Annotated in this window: 17 protein-coding genes, 1 tRNA gene and 1 pseudogene; 12 read left to right on the forward strand and 7 right to left on the reverse strand. The window is 69.1% G+C overall.

The genetic code is table 11. The annotated features are described in order from the left end of the window. Positions 1-13: 13 nt before the first annotated feature. The 4 genes and pseudogenes from M3330_RS06845 to M3330_RS06860 form a co-directional block, all read left to right on the forward strand. Positions 14-436, forward strand: a pseudogene (locus M3330_RS06845) (tellurite resistance protein permease); the annotation flags it as partial. Next, complete coding sequence (locus tag M3330_RS06850; RefSeq protein WP_255027873.1) at positions 433-927, forward strand: hypothetical protein; 495 nt, start codon at positions 433-435, stop codon at positions 925-927. The pseudogene M3330_RS06845 and the gene M3330_RS06850, both read left to right, overlap by 4 nt. Continuing rightward, positions 924-1,571, forward strand: a complete 648-nt coding sequence (locus M3330_RS06855) for an alpha/beta family hydrolase (protein ID WP_064256938.1) — start codon at positions 924-926, stop codon at positions 1,569-1,571. Before M3330_RS06850 ends, M3330_RS06855 begins: the two co-directional genes overlap by 4 nt. Next, a complete protein-coding gene (locus M3330_RS06860) occupies positions 1,568-3,226 on the forward strand; it encodes a GAF domain-containing sensor histidine kinase (protein WP_094980897.1) in 1,659 nt (552 codons plus the stop codon). The genes M3330_RS06855 and M3330_RS06860 overlap by 4 nt, the downstream gene beginning before the upstream one ends. Positions 3,227-3,251: 25 nt before the next feature. Here the strand turns inward: M3330_RS06860 and M3330_RS06865 are convergent, their stop codons facing one another. Continuing rightward, entirely contained in the window at positions 3,252-3,899 is a 648-nt protein-coding gene (locus M3330_RS06865; protein WP_255027877.1) for a response regulator transcription factor, read from the reverse strand. Positions 3,900-4,083: 184 nt separating this feature from the next. Here M3330_RS06865 and M3330_RS06870 point away from each other — a divergent pair, with 184 nt between their 5' ends. Both M3330_RS06870 and M3330_RS06875 read left to right on the forward strand, forming a co-directional pair. Beyond that, complete coding sequence (locus M3330_RS06870) at positions 4,084-5,007, forward strand: nitroreductase family protein (RefSeq protein WP_039583966.1); 924 nt, start codon at positions 4,084-4,086, stop codon at positions 5,005-5,007. 17 nt (positions 5,008-5,024) lie between these two features. Continuing rightward, entirely contained in the window at positions 5,025-5,294 is a 270-nt protein-coding gene (locus tag M3330_RS06875) for a hypothetical protein (protein ID WP_094980899.1), read from the forward strand. 27 nt (positions 5,295-5,321) lie between these two features. On the opposite strand, the gene M3330_RS06880 is transcribed toward M3330_RS06875, so the two are convergent. From M3330_RS06880 to M3330_RS06890, 3 genes are all read right to left on the reverse strand, one after another. Beyond that, positions 5,322-6,233, reverse strand: coding sequence for a universal stress protein (locus tag M3330_RS06880; RefSeq protein ID WP_255027887.1), 912 nt, complete (start codon positions 6,231-6,233; stop codon positions 5,322-5,324). Positions 6,234-6,258: 25 nt separating this feature from the next. Next, on the reverse strand, positions 6,259-7,299 hold the full coding sequence (locus M3330_RS06885) for an LLM class F420-dependent oxidoreductase (protein ID WP_006551568.1): 1,041 nt from the start codon (positions 7,297-7,299) through the stop codon (positions 6,259-6,261). 73 nt (positions 7,300-7,372) lie between these two features. Next, a complete protein-coding gene (locus M3330_RS06890) occupies positions 7,373-8,281 on the reverse strand; it encodes a universal stress protein (RefSeq protein ID WP_006551569.1) in 909 nt (302 codons plus the stop codon). A 146-nt stretch (positions 8,282-8,427) separates the two neighbouring features. Here M3330_RS06890 and M3330_RS06895 point away from each other — a divergent pair, with 146 nt between their 5' ends. The 3 genes from M3330_RS06895 (at position 8,428) to M3330_RS06905 (ending at position 12,536) form a co-directional block, all read left to right on the forward strand. Continuing rightward, positions 8,428-8,871: an Rrf2 family transcriptional regulator gene (locus M3330_RS06895; RefSeq protein WP_006551570.1), complete on the forward strand. Its 444-nt coding sequence runs from the start codon at positions 8,428-8,430 to the stop codon at positions 8,869-8,871. A 54-nt stretch (positions 8,872-8,925) separates the two neighbouring features. Then, a complete protein-coding gene (locus M3330_RS06900; RefSeq protein ID WP_019289865.1) occupies positions 8,926-10,149 on the forward strand; it encodes a globin domain-containing protein in 1,224 nt (407 codons plus the stop codon). 74 nt (positions 10,150-10,223) lie between these two features. Beyond that, positions 10,224-12,536: a M28 family peptidase gene (locus M3330_RS06905; RefSeq protein WP_033096746.1), complete on the forward strand. Its 2,313-nt coding sequence runs from the start codon at positions 10,224-10,226 to the stop codon at positions 12,534-12,536. A gap of 5 nt (positions 12,537-12,541) precedes the next feature. Here M3330_RS06905 and M3330_RS06910 read toward each other — a convergent pair whose 3' ends face one another. Both M3330_RS06910 and M3330_RS06915 read right to left on the reverse strand, forming a co-directional pair. Then, positions 12,542-14,050 carry a glutamate-cysteine ligase family protein gene (locus M3330_RS06910; protein ID WP_033096747.1) on the reverse strand — a complete coding sequence of 503 codons (1,509 nt, stop codon included), beginning with the start codon at positions 14,048-14,050 and terminating at the stop codon, positions 12,542-12,544. Between the two features lie 128 nt (positions 14,051-14,178). Beyond that, positions 14,179-15,000 (reverse strand): M23 family metallopeptidase, encoded by an 822-nt coding sequence (locus tag M3330_RS06915; protein WP_033096748.1) that lies wholly within the window; start codon positions 14,998-15,000, stop codon positions 14,179-14,181. Positions 15,001-15,236: 236 nt separating this feature from the next. Between M3330_RS06915 and M3330_RS06920 the strand changes: the two genes are divergently transcribed. Beyond that, positions 15,237-15,309, forward strand: a tRNA-Arg gene (locus M3330_RS06920). Between the two features lie 170 nt (positions 15,310-15,479). After that, the gene (locus M3330_RS06925; protein ID WP_247848583.1) at positions 15,480-16,295 is read left to right on the forward strand and encodes a DUF5602 domain-containing protein; all 816 of its coding nucleotides are present in this window, start codon (positions 15,480-15,482) and stop codon (positions 16,293-16,295) included. 21 nt (positions 16,296-16,316) lie between these two features. On the opposite strand, the gene M3330_RS06930 is transcribed toward M3330_RS06925, so the two are convergent. Beyond that, positions 16,317-16,688, reverse strand: coding sequence for a VOC family protein (locus M3330_RS06930; RefSeq protein WP_230826417.1), 372 nt, complete (start codon positions 16,686-16,688; stop codon positions 16,317-16,319). A 99-nt stretch (positions 16,689-16,787) separates the two neighbouring features. Here M3330_RS06930 and M3330_RS06935 point away from each other — a divergent pair, with 99 nt between their 5' ends. Continuing rightward, positions 16,788-17,771 (forward strand): YafY family protein, encoded by a 984-nt coding sequence (locus M3330_RS06935; RefSeq protein WP_006551589.1) that lies wholly within the window; start codon positions 16,788-16,790, stop codon positions 17,769-17,771. Positions 17,772-17,789: the final 18 nt, after the last annotated feature.

Consider the following 17,789-nt stretch of genomic DNA (forward strand, 5'->3'; position numbering starts at 1 on the left):
TCAAATGCGGAGAGCCCCTTACTGGGTGTCGATGGGAGCGTGCTCGATCACCGTCGTGGCGGGTTCACGGATCGTCGAGATGGACGACGCACCGATGGTCGACGCGACCCGCGGACTGATCGCGGGCCTCGCCGTCGTCATCTGGGTCTTCGCGACGTGGCTGCTCCCCCCGCTCGTCGCGGCCGGTTGGTGGCGACACCGCGTCCACCGGGTGCGGCTGGACTACGACTCGTCCCTGTGGTCGATCGTCTTCCCGCTCGGCATGTACGCGATCGCGGGGATGTATCTGGGTCGCGCCGACGATCTGCCACTGGTCGGCGCGATCGGCGCCGCCGAATTGTGGGTCGCGGTGGCGGCCTGGGTCGCGGTGTTCGCCGCGATGCTGCACCGCATGTGGGTACGGCTCATACGGCCGGTCGAGCGCGACCGACGGTGACCGCCCGTGCTCGGGCCCGCCCCATCCCGCCGTACCAGCGGACGGCGAGCACGACAGCCAGGGCCACAGGCCTGGTCGCCGGTGCGGCCGGCGTGGCCGCCATGACCGTCGGGGAGAAGATCGAGCAGGCCGTCACCGGGCGACCGAACTCCCACGTGCCGGGCCGCGTACTCGCACGGTTGACGGGCGCCTCGGAATCGGCCGGACAGCGCTCGACCGCCCTGAACTGGGCGATGCACTTCGGGCAGGGTATCGCCCTCGGCGTCCTGCGTTCGGTCATGGCCGAGGTGGGCCTGCGGGGGCCGCTCGCATCGTCGAAGTTCACCGTCGTCCGTCTGACCAACGACCAGATTCTCGAGAACGCGACCGGCGTGGGAGCACCCCCGCAAACGTGGCCCCGTTCCGAGCTGGCGATCGACGTCCTCCACAAGAGCGTCTACGGCTTCGTCACCGGTGCCGTCGCCGACGCGGCGGTTACCGTATCGGTGTGAATGTCGAACCGCTGGACACCGGCACCGTGGCCGGTCACCTGCATCTTCCCGAGGGCAGTCCGCGGGGTGCCGTCGCGTTGACGCACGGCGCCGGCGGCAACTGCGACGCCCGGATCCTGCAGCTGATGTGCTCCCGGTTCGCCGATGCCGGCTTCCTCGCCCTGCGCTACGACCTGCCGTTTCGCCGTCGCAAGCCCAAGGGACCCCCGCAGCCGTCCCGCGCCGCGGAGGACCGCGAGGGTGTGTCCGCCGCGGCCGCGGAGCTGCGCGACCGCGTGTCCGGGCCCTTACTGCTCGGCGGCGTCTCCTACGGCGGCCGGCAGACGTCGATGCTCGCGGCCGACGAACCCGGCATCGCCGACGCCCTCGTCCTGCTGTCCTATCCCCTCCATCCCCCGGGCAAGCCGGAGAAGCTGCGCACCGAGCACCTGCCGAAGATCTCGGTGCCCACGGTGTTCGTCCACGGCGACCGCGACCCCTTCGGTACCTTCGACGAACTGCGGGAGGCACTCGATCTCCTGCCCGCGGCCACGACTGTCATCGAGGTCACCGGGGCCGCACACGACCTGAGCCGCGCGAAGACGGATCCCTCGGAATCCGCCGTGTCCGCCGCGCTGCACCTGCTGGAAGAGAAGAAGTCATGATCGAACCCACCGACGTCGCCATCGACACGCTGCTCGCCGAGCTCCGCGACCGGCTCGACGATTCCGTCGACGCCCCGACGACCCTGCGCGGACTGCTCGAAGCGGTGCTCGTCGTGGGATCGGGTCTCGAACTCGACTCCATGCTCCAGCGCATCGTCTCCGCCGCGACCGCCCTTCTCGACGCCCGCTACGGCGCGCTCGGCGTGCGCGCCGCCGACGGTGGTCTGTCGGAGTTCGTGTACGTCGGGATCAATCCGACGCAGCGCGAGGTGATGGGCCATCTGCCCGAGGGCCGGGGCATCCTCGGTCTGCTCATCAACGATCCCCGGCCGGTCCGTCTCGGCGACCTGTCGAAGCATTCCGCCTCCATCGGTTTCCCGCCCAACCATCCGCCCATGAAGAGCTTCCTCGGAACTCCGATCATGGTGCGCGGCAAGGTTTTCGGCAGCATCTACCTCACCGAGAAACTGGGCGCACCCGAGTTCACCGAAGAGGACGAGGTGATCCTCAAGGTGCTCGCGATGTCCGCCGGTGTGGCCGTCGAGAACGCGCGCCTGTTCGAGGGCTCCCTCGACCGCGAGAGATGGCTTACCGCAATGGCATCCATCAACTCCCGGCTGCTGATGGGTGGGTCGGTGGACGAGACGCTGTCGATGCTCACCGGCCAGGTCCGCGAACTCGCCCGGTGTGCGGGCGCCTATGTGATGCTCGTCGACGGCCACCACGGCCGCCTGCAGGCCGCGTCCCCCGCGGCGCCGTGCGGGAAGGACAAGCGTTTCGATCTCACCGGATCACCTGTGCTGAAAGCGCTCAAGAGCAGGCAGCCGATGCACCTCGATACCCTCGAGGGACTGCCGCCGACGGAACAGGGCGACGAGGGCCACGCGGTGGTGCTGCCGCTGTCGGCGACGTCGACCGTCACGGGTGTGCTCGTCGCGACCCGCGAGGCCGGTACCGAACCGTGGGACGACGAGGACGTGGCCCGCTTCGAATCCATGGCGAACCTCGCGGCCGTGGCCCTCGAGTTCGCCGAACAGCAACGCAAGAAGCGGTTGCTCGACGTGCTGGCCGATCGTGATCGCATCGCACAGGACCTGCACGACAACGTCATCCAGCGCCTGTTCGCCACCGGCATGAGTCTGCAGAGCGCGACCGCGGACGGTGCGGGTACCGAACGCGTCGTGGAGGTGATCCGCCACGCGATCGAACAGCTCGACCGGACGGTGCGCGAGATCCGCACGACCATCTTCGATCTGCACACCACCGGCGCGGCGGCGTCGAACAGTCTGCGCCGGAGACTGCTGGACGTGGTGGGCGACCTGAGCATCCACTCCTCGGTGGCGCCCAACGTGCAGTTCGTCGGACCCATCGACACGCTGGTGCCGATGCGCATCCACCCGCATGCCGAGGCTGTGCTCCGCGAGGGGCTGAGCAACGCGCTGCGCCATTCCCAGTCCGACAACATCTCGGTGTCGGTCTCGGTTCAGGACGATTTCCGGATCGAGATCCTCGACGACGGCACGGGTCTGCCCGACATGCCTCGCCGCAGCGGGCTGGCGAACCTCGAGCGGCGCGCCGTGCAGTGCGGCGGGTCGTGCGAGATCGGTCCGGCCCACCCGCGCGGCACCCGGGTGCTGTGGGCGGTCCCGCTCTGACGGAACGGGTCCCGCCCGCGTCGGACTAGGACGTCGGCTTGCCGCGCTCGTTGCGCAGTTCGGTGGCGAGCACCGCGGCCTGCGTGCGGCGCTGCATGCCGAGCTTCGCCAGCAGCCGCGAGACGTAGTTCTTCACGGTCTTCTCCGCGAGGAACAGCCGTTCGGCGATCTCGCGGTTGGTCAGGCCTTCACCGATGAGTTCGAAGACGGCGCGTTCCTGCTCCGACAGCTCGGCCAGCGGATCGGCCGTGCGCGATGCCCGGATCCGCTCCATGAGGGCGGCGGTGGCGCGGCTGTCCAGCAACGAGCCGCCCTCGCCGACGGTGCGGATCGCCGAGACGAGGTCGGTGCCGAGGATCTGCTTGAGCACGAACCCGGAGGCGCCTGCCATGATCGCGTCGAAGAGTGCCTCGTCGTCGGCGTAGGAGGTGAGCATCAGGGCGCGCAGATCCGGCATGCGGGTACGCAGCTCGCGGCACAGTTCGACACCGTTGCCGTCGGGAAGCCGCACGTCGAGCACCGCGACGTCGGCACCGCTCTCGGGCACGCGGGCCAGGGCCTCCCCAACCGAGGCGGCCTCACCGACGACGGTGAAGTCGGGCACGCTGCTCAGCAGATCCACCAGGCCGCGCCGCACGATCTCGTGATCGTCGACGAGGAACACGCGGGTCATCTCGGGCACCTTTCGTTGACATGCTGTCCCGTCATTGTCCCAGGTGTACCGCGATACCCACGTCCTCGGGGCCGTTCGACACCCATCTGGGGACCTTCTCCCCCTGCCCCGCGGGCGCCGCTCGGGAGACGCTGGAAGGGCAGAGGTGGACATGTAGGGCGAACGAGCCGACGCGGAGGATGTCGTGACTGTCGATGCCGGAACCTGGTCGCTCGGTGACACCGAGATCATTGCGCGTGCGGTGGTGGAGGCACCCTCGGTACACGACACGCAACCGTGGAATCTGCGACTGCCCGATCACAGCGCCGAACTGGAGGAACGCCTCGAGTTCGCCGAGCCGGGCCCGGACCCGCTGCGTGTCGACCGGTTGATCTCGTGTGGCACGGCCCTCGCGAATCTCGAGCTCGCGATCCGGGTCCTCGGCAACCGATCGCGCACCTCGGTGCTGCCCGATCCGCAACGTCCGGAGCTCATCGCCCGGATCGAGACGCTCGGCTCGGGTACCCCGAGTAGCCGCGACCTGCGGTTGTACGCCGCCATCTCGCATCGGCGCAGCCATCGCGAATCGTTCACCGACATCCCGGTGCCGACGGCGACGCTCGCCGACGTCGTCGCCGCGGCCGGGGAGATACCCGACGTCGACGTGCGTCTGCTCGCCGCCGACGAGGCCGTCGCCCTGGCGCAGGTGCTCGCCTATGCGGCGGAGGCCCGCCGGCGTCACCCGCACTACCAGCGGGAGATGTTCTCGTGGACCTCCCACTGGCAGCCGCGCGGCAACGCCGAGGTGGTCACCACCTGGAGCGCGACCCTCGACGAACACGGCGCGGCCGGCGAGGCCATGGTCACGTCGGGGATCCCGGACGTCGATGCGCTGGCGGCGGCGATCGCGCGCGAATCGGTGCTGCTGTTCTCCGCACCGTCCACCTCGCCGGCGGATCTGGTCCGGGTGGGCGCGGCGGTGGAGCGGTGCTGGCTCGCGGCCATCGATGCGCGATTGTCGGCGTCGGTCGTGACGCATCCGCTGCGGGTCGAGGACGCCGGTTCGCGCCTGGCCGAGATGCTCGACCTGCCGGTCGTGCCGCTGGTGATCCTGCGCGTGGGTTTCTGACGAGAAGAGAGATCGAGGTGACGATGAGCGCACCGACCGAGGATCCGATCGACGATCCGACCCGCGAGTTGTTCCGCACGGCCCTGGACATGGCGCAGGCCGCCAAGGCCGGCAACGTCTCGGGCTGGCTGACCGCCCGCTACGAGTGCGGGCGCGTCGAGGACGTCGCGTTTGTACTCTCGCAGATGCTCGGGGTGCTCATCGAGAACGGCGCAATCAGCCGCGGCGTGCATCCGGCCGACGCGTGGAGGGAACTGCGCGAGCGGGGCGTCGACGACTTCGGGTGACGCCCCGCATCGCTCCCTCGTCCGGGATCAGTCCTCGGTCTGCTTCGACCGGACGACGAGGACCGGGCAGTCCGCGGTCTGGATCAGCGCGTTGCTCGTGGAGCCGAGCAGCAACCCCTTGAAGCCGCCGCGTCCGCGGGTTCCGACCACGAGAAGCTGTGCGGCCTCGGCGTATTCGCTGAGCACTCGCACCGGCCGGTCGCGGGCGACGACACGTTCGACGGTGACGTCCGGGTACCGCTCCTGGTATCCGGCGAGACGTTCGGCGAGCACGATCTCCTCACCGGTCTGGATCCGGCTCCAGTGCGGGTCCTCCGGGACAGCGCCGAGCGAGGGCTGGACGCTCACGTCGCTCCACACGTTCACCGCGACGAGCGTCGCGCCGCGTGCGGATGCCTCCTCGAACGCGACCTCCACCGCGTCGCGGCACGAGACCGAGCCGTCGACACCGACGACGACGGGCCCCTTTGTCGGCGGCGCACCGTCGAAGGTGCGGCCCCGCACCACGACGACGGGCGCCGTCGCGTGCGAGACGACCGCCGTGGAGACCGAACCGGCGAGCAGGCCCTTCACCTCGCCGAGGCCGCGCGAGCCGACGACGAGCCGGTCGGCGTGCTCGGCCTGTGCGATGAGCGTGGGAACGACCTTGCCTTCGAGCTGTTCAGTGGTGATCTCGACGTTCCCGTGACGGTTCTCGTCGATGATCTGCCGGGCGAGCACGGCCGCGTTGTCGAGCCGGTCGCGGGCCGTCGCCTTCATCTCCTCGTGGAAGCTCTGCGCGAGGTAGGGCTCGGAGTAGTAGAAGGCGGGGATGTGCACGACGGTGACGATGCGCAACGGCAGGCCGCGGATCGCAGCCGCCCGTGCCGCCCAGTGCACCGCGGTCGTGGACGCGTCGGATCCGTCGACGGCCACGACGATCGGCTTGTTCTCGGTCATCGCACGAGGAACCTTTCTCGGTGGGTCAGCCGCAGATCTGCCGCAGCTGTTCGATCAGTCGCACACGACCTGCGGTGTCGGCCGCGAAGGGGGTGACGTTGAGGGTGGTGACCCCGGCCTCCGCGAAGGCAGCGACTCGCTCCCGCACGAAGCCCTCCGAACCGATCAGGGAGATCGAGCGGAGCAGTTCGACGGGCACCGCCGCGGCCGCCTCCTCCTTCTTGCCGGCCAGGTAGAGCTCCTGAATGGTCTCGGCTTCCTTCGCGTAGCCGTAGCGGATCGCGAGGTCGTTGTAGAAGTTCTTGCCCTTGGCGCCCATGCCGCCGACGTACAGCGCGACCATGGGCCGGACCCAGTCGAGCATGTGGTCGACGTCGTCGCCGATGGCGAGCGGGGTCTGCGCGTAGATCTGCAGGTCGCCGAGTGCGGGATCGCGCTTGGCCTTGCCCTTCGCGATCGATTCGCCCCACACGTCGGCGGCCTTCTCCGGGTAATAGAACAGCGGCTGCCAGCCCTCGGCGATCTCGGCGGTCATCTCGACGTTCTTCGGGCCGAGCGACGCGATGATGATCGGGATACGTTCGCGCACAGGCTTGTTGATGATCTTCAGCGGCTTGCCGAGTCCGGTGCCGCGGTCTTCGGGCAGCGGGATCTGGTAGTACTTGCCCTGGTGGTCCACCTTCTCGCGGCGCCACACCTGCCGGCAGATGTCGACGATCTCGCGGGTGCGACCCAGCGGCGCGTTGTAGGGAACGCCGTGGAAACCTTCGATGACCTGAGGGCCCGACGCGCCGACACCGAGCACGAATCGGCCGTCGGAGACGAAGTCCAGACCGGCCGCCGTCATGGCAGTGAGCGTCGGTGTCCGGGTGAACAACTGGAGGATGCCGGAGGCGAGTTCGACCCGGGAGGTCTTCGCCGCCAGATAGCCGAGCTGACTCACCGCATCGAACGAATAGGCCTCGGGTACGAACACGATGTCGAGGCCGGCCTTCTCCAGGTCGGCCACCTCCGCCGCGGTCTCCGCGAAACCTCCGCTGTAGTTCAGTCCCATCCCGATGCGCATGCGCCACCTTCGTCCCTGCTGCACACCCCCGTTCGGGGGCGCGATCGTCCATGTGCCCCGCACACTACCGCCGTCAGGAGGTGACCGGTCGCACCACCATCACCGGGCAGCGCGCCTCGCGCATGAGCGCGTTTCCGGTAGAACCGAGCACCATCCCCTTGAAGCCTCCCCTGCCGCGAGTCCCTACCACGACGAGCTGGGCTTTCTCGCTCCAGGACTGCAGATGGGCGCGGGGGCCGTCGACGTAGACCTTCCGGTGGACCGTCACGTCCGGATAGCGCTCGCCGTAGCCCGCGAGGCACTCGGACAGCAGGGAGTGCTCGTACTCCTCGAACGCGCGGGGATCGAAGTCGAGGGGCGACTCGTCGATCTCCCCGACTTTCAGGTCGCTCCAGACGTGGACGGCGACGAGGTCGACCCTGCGCCAGGATGCCTCCTCGAACGCCAGATCGACCGCTTGGCGGCTCGCGGGGCTGCCGTCCACGCCGACGACGACGGGTCGCTCGTCGGGGACGGGCCCTTCCGGTCCTCGCACCACGACGACCGGGCATTCGGCATGACCGGCGACGGAGACCGGGGTGGAACCGAGGAAGGCCTCCCCCATCTTGGTGCTGCCGGTGGCCCCGAGGACGATCATGCGCGACGTGCGGGACAGTTCGACGAGCCACTTGGCGCTTCCGGTGAGGGCGAGCTCGGCGGTGATCTCGAGGTCCGGCGCCACCGCCTCGGCGGTCTCTGCAGCCTCCTTCAGGAGTGCCTGAGCCTCGGCCTCGCTCCATTCGAAGACCTGCGAGGGGCGGAAGAAGGGAAGTTTCGTCCAACCCGAGGGTGCGAAGTCCACCGCGTGGACGAGATGCAGTGGGATCTTCCGGCCGGCCGCGGTGGCGGCAGCCCACCTCACCGCCCGCTCGGAGGCCGGGGAACCGTCGGCACCGACGGTTACGTGGTTGTGGTCGCGGGGTGCTTCACCGAGAGGTTTCACGTCCGTGAGGCTAGTCGGATCCGGTACGTCCGGATACGGACTTTGGTCATCACATCGGGATTCCTTCGGTGGCAATGCATTCCATCGACAGCGATGTGCGTCACATAAAATTGTCATCGCGAATGCGAATTTACTAGCGTAGGGCCATGCAACTCACCCGGTTCACCGATCTCGGACTGAGAGTTGTGATGCATCTCGTCGCCGGCCCGGCGGGGAGTATGCCCGGTACCAGAACGATTGCAAACCAGCTCGATCTGTCGTACGCACATACGACGAAGGTCGTCGCCCGACTCGGCGAGCTCGGGGTGGTGGCCACCCGCCGCGGACGCGGCGGAGGCCTGACCGTCACCGAACTCGGCCGCACGGCGAGCCTCGGATGGCTCACCCGAGCCCTCGAAGGTGAAGAAGAAGTCGTCGAGTGCGAAGGAGCGAAGCCGTGCCCCCTGCGTCACGGCTGCACCCTGCGCTCGAAGCTGCGTACCGCACAGGACGCCTTCTACGCCGCTCTCGACGACGTCACGATCGCCGACCTGGCGACCCCTGACGCCGGTCCGGTCCTGCTCACCCTCGAACCACCCACCGGCCGCTGACCCACGGCGAGGCTGCCGGTGCAGCCCGTCACGACACACACGAGGAGACACACCATGCCGCTCTCACCCGAATCCAAGGACGTCATCGCCGCGACCCTCCCGGCGGTGGGAGCCGCCATCGGCGACATCACCCCGTTGTTCTATAGCAAGATGTTCGCCGCCCATCCCGAGCTCGAACGCGATCTGTTCAACCGCGGCAACCAGAAGCAGGGTGAGCAGCAGAAGGCACTCGCCGGATCGATCGCGGCCTTCGCGACGCTCCAACTCGATCCCGATCCCGCCCGTGTCGAGGCGATCCTGTCCCGCATCGCCCACAAGCACGCCTCGCTCGGCATCAAGCCCGACGAGTACTGGATCGTCCACAAGCACCTCTTCGAGGCGATCGTCGAAATCCTCGGAGAGGCAGTGACTCCGGAAGTCGCGAAGGCGTGGGACGAGCTGTACTGGCTGATGGCCAATACCCTCATCTCGATGGAGGCCGATCTGTACCGGGCCGCAGGTGTCGAGGCCGGCGACGTCTGGCGCACCGTCCGCGTCGCCGACCGCGTCCACCAGTCCGCCGACACCGTCTCGTTCGTGCTCACCTCGCTCGACGGTTCCCCGCTGCCCACCTTCCGTCCGGGCCAGTACCTCTCGGTCGGCGTCCGCCTCCCCGACGGCGCCCGCCAGATCCGTCAGTACAGCCTGTCGAGCGCACCCGCGAAGGGCGACTGGCGTATCACCGTCAAGCGGGTCCTGGAGACCACCGCACCCGACGGCACCGTGCTTCCCGCCGGTGAGGTGTCGAACTTCCTGTACAACAACGTCTTCGAGGGCGACGAGCTGGAAGTCACCACTCCCTTCGGCGATCTCGTACTCACCGAGGACGACACCCCGATCCTGTTGGCGTCCGCCGGCATCGGATGCACCCCGATGATCGGCATGCTCGATCATCTCGCCGGCGTCGGCGACGAGCGTCCCGTCGCGGTCCTGCACGCCGACCGGTCGGTCGCGAGCCACGCCCACCGCCGCGAGCTCGAGACCCTTGCCGAGAAGATCCCGTCGGCCCAGCTGTACCGCTGGTACGAGGACCTCGGCAACCGCCGGCCGCTCGAGACGGTCCGCGTCGGACGTGCCGACATCTCCGATCTGCCGCTCGATCCGAAGACCCAGGCCTACCTGTGCGGCCCGCTGCCGTTCATGCTCTCGCTGCGCGAGGCCCTGATCGAGCGCAACGTCCCGGCCGAGAACATCCACTACGAGGTGTTCGGGCCCGACAGCTGGGCGCCTGCCTCCTGATCCGACCCGATCCGATCGCGGTGCCCCGGCCGAGTCTGCCGGGGCACCGCTGCATTCGCGGCTAGGCTGCACCCATGGACTCCGCCGCGGCTGTTCGCCACCCGGCCCGGTCCCCGCGCAGCCGATTCACGGCACTGGGTAGCCGTGTCCTCGCACTGATCGGAGTCCTCCTCGTGGCGGGCCTCGTCGCCCTGTTCCCCGGGTCCGACGAGCCGCTCGGAACCGACGCCCCCGCCGACGTCTTCAGCGCCGCCCGCGCCGGCGAACACATCGACGCGATCGCCACCGGCCCACGGCCGCTCGGATCGACCGCCCACGCCGATGCCCGTGACCATCTCGTCGCCGTCCTCGAGGAACTCGGGTGGTCCACCCGCGTCGACTCCGGCGTCGGATGGATGGCGCGGTCCGGTGAGGCCACCCAGCGCGGCGCCCGCGTGCAGAACATCGTGGCGACCCGGGACGGTACCGACCCCACCGGCACCGTCGTGCTCGCCGCGCACTACGACACGGTTCGGGGCTCCCCCGGCGCGGGCGACGACGGGATCGGCGTCGGCACGGTCCTCGAGGTCGCGCGTGCCATCGATTCCGGTCCTCCCCCACGGAACGACGTCGTCGTCCTGCTCACCGACGGTGAGGAGAACGGTCTGCTCGGCGCCCACCGGTTCGTGGGCACGGAGTCGGTGCGGGCCGGTCCGGTCGTCGTGCTCAACCACGAGGCCCGCGGGAACGCCGGTACACCGACGACCTTCCGGATCACCTCACCGAACGGCGTCCTGATCGACAGTCTGGCGGGGGCGCCGGGAGCGAACGCGGACTCCCTCACCGAGCTGATCTTCGAGGCGCTGCCGAACGACACCGATTTCCGCCGCTTCGCCGAGCACGGCCACCACGCCCTCGACACCGCGATCTCCGCGGGATCGGCGTACTACCACAGCCCTCTCGACACCCCCGACCGTCTCAGCCGGACGTCGCTGCAACACATGGGCGACACCTCCCTCACGACCGCCCGCACGCTCGCCGGATCCGATCTCACGACCGTCGGCGACGGCGGCGACCAGGTCGTGACGACCGCGCCCTGGGGACTTCTCCACATTCCGCGCTGGGCCGAGATCGTCGGGGCGATCACGCTGGCCGGAATCGTGGGGGCGATCGTCGTACTGCAGGTGCGCCGCGGCGAGACGTCTGCCTGGCAGGTCGGCGCGGCCGTGGCCGTGGCCCTGCTCGCCGCCGTGCTCGCGGCGGGCGCAGCGTGGCTGCCGTGGTGGATCGTGCAGACCGTCGATCCGGGCATGGCCGCGCCGGTCGCCGACGAGCCCTACCGGCCGGGTGTCTTCCAGTTCGCGGCGGTCGTCGCGGCCCTCGGCGTCCTGCTGGTCGCGCGATCGTGGTGGGGTCGCGGCCGTCCGGCCGCCGCGCTCACGTGCGGAGCGTTCACGCTCGTCGCGCTGCTCGCGCTCGCCGGCATCCCCTTCGCCGGTGTGCCTCTGACAATGCTCGTACTCATCCTGCCGGCGGCGCTGGGTCTGCTGGTGGCGCTGCTCCTTCCGCAACGCGACACGGTGTGGCCGCTCGTCGCGATCACGCTGGGCGCGCTTGGGTCGCTGATCTTCGGCCTGCCCGCCGTGTTGGTGTCGTTCGACGCCGGACTCCTCTACGGGGCACCGGTGGCCGGTCTGTTCGTCGCATTCACGTTCGCCGCGGTACTCCCGCTGTGCGAGCCGTTCGCGTCGACCACCCGCGGGCTCGTCGTCTCCGCGACCGGCACGATCGCGATCGTCGTGGTGGGCACGCTGCTCGCCGGCTACCTCAACCGGGACGGGGCGACCGATCCCCGGCAGGAATACCTTTGGTACTCGCTCGACGCCGATCGGGGTGCCGCGGTGTGGGGATCGCCGGACGGCCCGAGATCCGACTGGAGCGAAGGGCTGCTCACCACCGGTCCCGAATCGCTCCCCACCGCCTTCCCGTGGCGGGAGTACCGGCCGATGTACCACGGGCCCGCTCCGGTCGCCGACCTCGAGGCGCCCGAGGTCGAGATCCTCGAGGACACGACCGGCGGAAGCGCCCGGAAGATACGACTGCGGTTGAGCTCACCGAGGAACGCCCAGGCTGTCGGGTTGTGGATCGACAACACCACCGCCCACGTCCACGGCGCGACGGTGGACGGCTTCCGCGCCGAACCGTCCGACGACTTCGGTTTCCTGTTCTGGGCTCCCGGCGCCGACGGGATCGAGGTCGAGCTGACGTTGAGCATGCTCGAGAGCCGCCTAGGCGTCCGCGTCGCCGATCTCGGTGACGATCTCGGCGAAGTAGCCGGCTTCGAGCCACCCGCGGATCGCGTCGTCGTCCAGCCGACGGTGGCCGTGACGCGGACCCTACAACTGTAGGGCCGTCACTCCCACTCGTGAGCGGGAGTACCCGAGGCCATGTTCTGCACGTAGTCCTTCATCATCCCGAGCAGGGCGGTGCGACGGTTCTCGCCGGCAGCCTCGCGTCGGGCCACCTGCCGTCGTTGCCACGCCGCCCCGGTCTGACGGGTCAGTGCACGCCCCTCGACGATGCCGAGATAGCGGTCGCGGACCGCCGCCGACAGTCCGTATGCCTCGAGGCCCTGGTGCGCAAGCGGCAACAGGCACCGCAGCACGAGTTCGTCGGCGCCGACCCATCCGGTGCGCGGCCAGTACAGCTTCGCGTCGAGACCGAACTTCGCACCGAGCACGAGGTTCCGCTCGGCGGCGTCGAAGCTGAGGTCGCGCCAGAGCGGCTCGTCGGCGTCGGTGAGGGCGCGCAGCGTCCCGTAGTAGAAGGCGGCGTTGGCCATGGTGTCGAGGACGGTCGGTCCTGCAGGGAGCACACGGTTCTCGACGCGCAGGTGCGGATGGCCGTCGCTGATGTCGTAGACGGGCCGGTTCCACCGGTAGATGGTGCCGTTGTGCATCTGCAGTTCGCGCAGTTCGGGAATCCGGCCGGCGTCGAGTTCGGCCATCGGATCGACGTCCGAGACCTCCGGAAGGAGAGCCGTGAAGTAGTGGGAGTTCTCCTCGAACAGGTCGAGGACGGAGTCGATCCACCGCTCACCGAACCACACGCGGGGACGGACACCCTGGTTCCGCAGTTCGAGCGGACGCGTATCAGTGGCCTGCGCGAACAACGGGATCCGGCTCTCGTGCCACAGCGCCTTGCCGGCGAGGAAGGGCGAGTTCGCCGCGAGCGCGACCTGCGCTCCGGCCAGGCACTGGGCGGCGTTCCAGTGCGTCGCGAAATCTTCGGGGGCGATCCGCAGGTGCAGCTGCAGGGACGTGCAGGCAGCCTCGGGGACCACCGAATTCATGTCTGCACGAAGGGTTTCCACGACATCAGTGCCGGGCAACGGCACACCGTCGAGATCGAGTTCGATGTCCTCGCCGCGCGCCGCGAAGATCTGCTCGTTGAGCGCTTCGTAGCGGGGATTGGCGGTGATCCGGCCCCGTTCGAGATCGTCGAGTTCGAGCGTGGGCAGCATGCCGATCATGACCAGCTGCGCGTCGTGCAGGTGCATCCGCTCGTCGGCGCGCCGCAGCGACGACCGCAGCGACTCTTCGAGTTCGAAGGGTTCGTCGCCGGTGAGACGTCGTGGCTCGACGTTCATCTCGACGTTGAACTGGCCGAGTTCGGTCTGGAAGACCGCGTGATCGTCGATCGCCTGGAGTACCTCGAGGTTCGACATCGCGGGCGACATGTCGTCGCGGACGAGGTTGAACTCGATCTCCATGCCGAGATGCGGTTCGGGTGACGAGTGCACGTCGACGAAGACGTCCTCTCGAAGCATCCGCTCGAGCGCCTTCATGCAGTCGCGAACCTTGCTCCGGAACATCCGCCGGTCTTCCCCGGTGAACGAACGTGCGGATATCTCAGCTCCCAATGGAACCCCCGGGTCGGCGCGCGGTCTGTCGAGCCAAGCCTAGCGCGCGCTCATGCTGGCGGTGGGATCGAACACTGCGGTGGGATCAGACGGCGCGCCGTCGGGTGGGATCGAACACTGCGGTGGGATCAGACGGCGCGGTAGCCGCCCCAGTCGGTGACGACGCCGCGATCGCTCAGCCACGCGTTGGGGTTGATCTTGGTTCCTTCGGTGTCCCAGACCTCGAAGTGCAGGTGCGGTCCGGTGGACCAGCCCTCGTTGCCGACGGTGGCGATCTGCTGGCCGGCGTTGACACGCTGACCCGCCGAGACCTGGTAGGTGCTCACGTGACCGTAGACGGCGGTGGTGCCGTCGTCGTTGAGGACGCGGACCCACTGGCCGAAGCCGGAAGCCGGTCCGGCGTCGAGGACCGTGCCGTTGGCCGCGGACTTGATGGGCGTTCCGATCGGGGCTGCGATGTCGATGCCGCCGTGGTGGGCGCCCCAGCGCGGACCCCAGTCGGAGGTGAGGGTGCCGGAGACGGGCTGGACGGCGGAGGGAGAAGCCGGGTTGAGCTGGTCGAGCCAGCTGGGACCCGAGAACTGATCGAGGAAGCCGGTGACCTCGGCCGGAAGCTCGGGTGCGTCCTGCTCGGCCGGGGTGGTGATGCCGGGGATGGCCGGGATCTCGACACCCTCGGGCAGCAGGCCCGCGGGGAGCTCGAAGGGCAGGCTGGGCGCGGGGGCCTCGGCCTGGACGTGGTCGTGGCCGGGATGCGCGGCAGCGGTGCCGGCGCCGATCTGCGAGCCGACGGCGAAGAAGGCGCCCGTGGCAGCGGCGACGGTGGCGGCCTTGACCGGAGCGGACGTACCGGTGGGTTCTACGCGGTGACGGCCCTTGCCGGAGAAGGGCGCGCCAATCGTCTCGAGGTCGAATGCTTCGTCTTCGCGTGTGCGCTGATGGCGTCCCACAGTGTGTCCCTTGTTTCGTCCCGACTTCGACCGGGTATCCCCCCGGCCGCTCCTGGCGACCCAAGGTAACAAAACGGTATAGGGAAAGGCCAGTGTTACCTTTCCTTGATCTCAATCGGCGGGAACATGCAGGTCGTACGCCCGGCCTCGAGAGCCTCGAGAACGGGCGCTTGGTTACGGCACGCGCCCGGCGGCTACACTCACAACGCGCCAAGGTCGGCTTCGCCCGGCCGGACGCCTCCGTAGCTCAGGGGATAGAGCACCGCTCTCCTAAAGCGGGTGTCGCAGGTTCGAATCCTGCCGGGGGCACACATCGGGTCCGCCGGCTCCGCGGGCACTCCCGGACCCCACCCCCGGAACGTCACGGGCACCGTCCCGTCCACGCATCACGGTTCGATCTAGTCGGCCCTCCACCGTTCGCGCGACAGTTAGCATCCACAACGACGCCGCTCGACGACGACGGAAATCGAGGACCCCGCATGGACATTCGGCCTCGTGCCCGACATCTCGCCGTGATCGTCTCGGCGGCGGTCCTCGGATTGTTCGTCACTCCTGCACCCGCAGGAGCCGGGGGAGTCTCCGGCCTGGTCGAAGGACCCGCTCATCCCGTCGGGGCGGGCAACGCCCGCACGTACGTCACCGTCGACGAGGCGGGCACGCCGGCCACCATCGGGGTGCGACTCGATGCGGCGGCCCTCGACGACCTGCCCGGTGCGCTGCTGCCGGTCACCGAGGCCTACGTGCTCGAGTTGCCCGAGGAAGCGGCCGCCACCGCGTTCGACCACGTCACGGTCGACTGGAACTCGCACGGCCACGACCCCCAGCACGGCTTCGACGTCCCGCACTTCGACGTCCACTTCTATCTCCTGGATCGGCCCACGGTGGAGTCGATCCATCCCTTCGCCCCCGGCTACATCCCGGCCGCGGCCCGCGTGCCCGACCCGCGTTACATACCGGAGGGGTACGCACCGTCCGGGGATCCGCTGACGTCGACCGTCGCGGGCATGGGACTGCACTGGGTGGACACCACCGAGTCGGAGCACGATCCGGCGGCGGGACACCACCTCACCGAGACCGTGCTCTACGGCACGTGGGACGGACGGCAGGCGTTCATCGAACCCATGCTGAGCCGGGAGTGGCTCGCGACGCGGCCGGCGCACCACGAGGAACTCCGACTGCCCGAGGCGTACCAACGCGAGGGCCTCTACCCCACCACCTACTCCGTGTGGTGGGACGAGGCGTCGCAGACGTACACGGTCGAACTCGGTGGGCTCACGATGCGCGAGGCGTCGTAGGCCGGTCGGTCGAGCGGAGGCTCAGTCCAGCGGGGAGACGCGGATGAGGTTCCCGTCCGGGTCCGAGACCACGAACGTCCGCCCGAACACCTCGTCGTGCGGCGCCTCCACGACCGTCACCCCCTTACCGGCCCACTCGTCGTGGATCGCATCGACGGCGGCGGTCGAGCCCGGCACCATCACGCCCACCTCGGAGAACCGCGGAGCGGTCGCATCCACGGTCTCCGCGCGACCCGACCACAGTGCGAACAGCACTCCCGGCGCCACTTCGAAGGAGACGTAGCGCGGGGTCGTCATCTGCGGGGTCATGGCGAACAGGTCGCTGTAGAAGCGGGTCGCGCGTTCGACGTCGGTCACGTAGATCAGGAACAGGTTGGGCGACGACACGGTCATCGGTCCCTCCTTCCGGTAGGCGGCGAAGGCTTCGAGGACTACCGTGACACCGAAACCCGACAGTTCCTGTCGTGTTTTCGAAAGGAGATCGCGCATCCGATGAACCGGCCGCAGCGGTTGCTGAGCATGCTGGTCGTCCTGCAGGCCCGCAGCCGGGTCACGGCCGCCGAACTCGCGGAGGAGTTCGGCGTCTCCGAGCGCACCGTGTTGCGCGATGTGGAAACGCTTGCTGCTGCGGACCTTCCGGTGGTCGCCGAACGCGGCAGGTACGGCGGCATCGTGATGCTCCCCGGCCGGCAGACCGACCTGAACCGGCTCAACGCGTCCGAGGTGGATGTCCTGCGCGCCCTGGGTGTCGACATGGGCCGGGCCCGCCAACTCGGTGTCGACGCCGCCGCGCGGGACGCCGTCCACAAGCTCACCGCACGCGCCCGGCGCACGCCCTCCACCGCACGCGAGAACGACCTGCTGCCACTGACCGAGGTGGTCACCGTCGACAATCGGGGATGGTTCGCCACCGAGGACCGGGCCGACGTCGCTGCCCTCACCCGCGACCTGCGGCGCGGACGGCAACTCGCCATCACGTACCGGTCGAGCGGGCACCGCGGCGAACGCGAGATCGTCGTCGATCCCTACGGTGTGCTCTCCCGCGCCGGCCGTTGGTATCTCGTGGCGGACGACGAGGGGCGACCACGACTGTTCGCACTGACCCGCCTGAGTGCGTGGACAGTGCTCGACCGGCCGCGCCGCCTGTCCCCCGGCCGCACCCTGCCCGCGCTGGCACGCGAACTCGGCGACGCACTCGAACGACGCGAGGACGTCGTCGTCACCGCCGATCTCGCGGCGAACCGCCTCGATCTCGCCCGGCGCATCCTCGGTGCCCGCCTGCGCGGGAGCACCGCAGGGCCGCGACCGGACGTCTCGCGGATCACGGTGGCCTACGACTCGATCGACGGTGTGCGGCAACTGCTGCAGTTCGGTGAGCACATCGAGATCGTCGGGCCACCCGAGGCACGGAACCTCGTGGCGGAACTGGCCGAATCCCTCCTCCGCCGTCACACCGCGCATCGCCGCCGCGAGTGAACTCCCGCTGATCCGAAC

This window comes from Rhodococcus sp. GA1 (genome assembly GCF_024321955.1).
In the GTDB taxonomy this organism is placed as follows: Bacteria; Actinomycetota; Actinomycetes; order Mycobacteriales; family Mycobacteriaceae; genus Rhodococcus; species Rhodococcus pyridinivorans.

Excerpts from the sequence above, each read along its gene's own strand:
- M3330_RS06895 (WP_006551570.1), top strand. The coding sequence starts at position 8,428 with ATGCAACTCACCCGGTTCACCGATCTCGGACTGAGAGTTGTGATGCAT.
- M3330_RS06900 (WP_019289865.1), top strand. The coding sequence starts at position 8,926 with ATGCCGCTCTCACCCGAATCCAAGGACGTCATCGCCGCGACCCTCCCG.
- M3330_RS06925 (WP_247848583.1), top strand. The coding sequence starts at position 15,480 with ATGGACATTCGGCCTCGTGCCCGACATCTCGCCGTGATCGTCTCGGCG.
- M3330_RS06905 (WP_033096746.1), top strand. The coding sequence starts at position 10,224 with ATGGACTCCGCCGCGGCTGTTCGCCACCCGGCCCGGTCCCCGCGCAGC.
- M3330_RS06860 (WP_094980897.1), top strand. The coding sequence starts at position 1,568 with ATGATCGAACCCACCGACGTCGCCATCGACACGCTGCTCGCCGAGCTC.
- M3330_RS06935 (WP_006551589.1), top strand. The coding sequence starts at position 16,788 with ATGAACCGGCCGCAGCGGTTGCTGAGCATGCTGGTCGTCCTGCAGGCC.
- M3330_RS06930 (WP_230826417.1), bottom strand. The coding sequence starts at position 16,688 with ATGACCGTGTCGTCGCCCAACCTGTTCCTGATCTACGTGACCGACGTC.
- M3330_RS06885 (WP_006551568.1), bottom strand. The coding sequence starts at position 7,299 with ATGCGCATCGGGATGGGACTGAACTACAGCGGAGGTTTCGCGGAGACC.
- M3330_RS06865 (WP_255027877.1), bottom strand. The coding sequence starts at position 3,899 with ATGACCCGCGTGTTCCTCGTCGACGATCACGAGATCGTGCGGCGCGGC.
- M3330_RS06880 (WP_255027887.1), bottom strand. The coding sequence starts at position 6,233 with ATGACCGAGAACAAGCCGATCGTCGTGGCCGTCGACGGATCCGACGCG.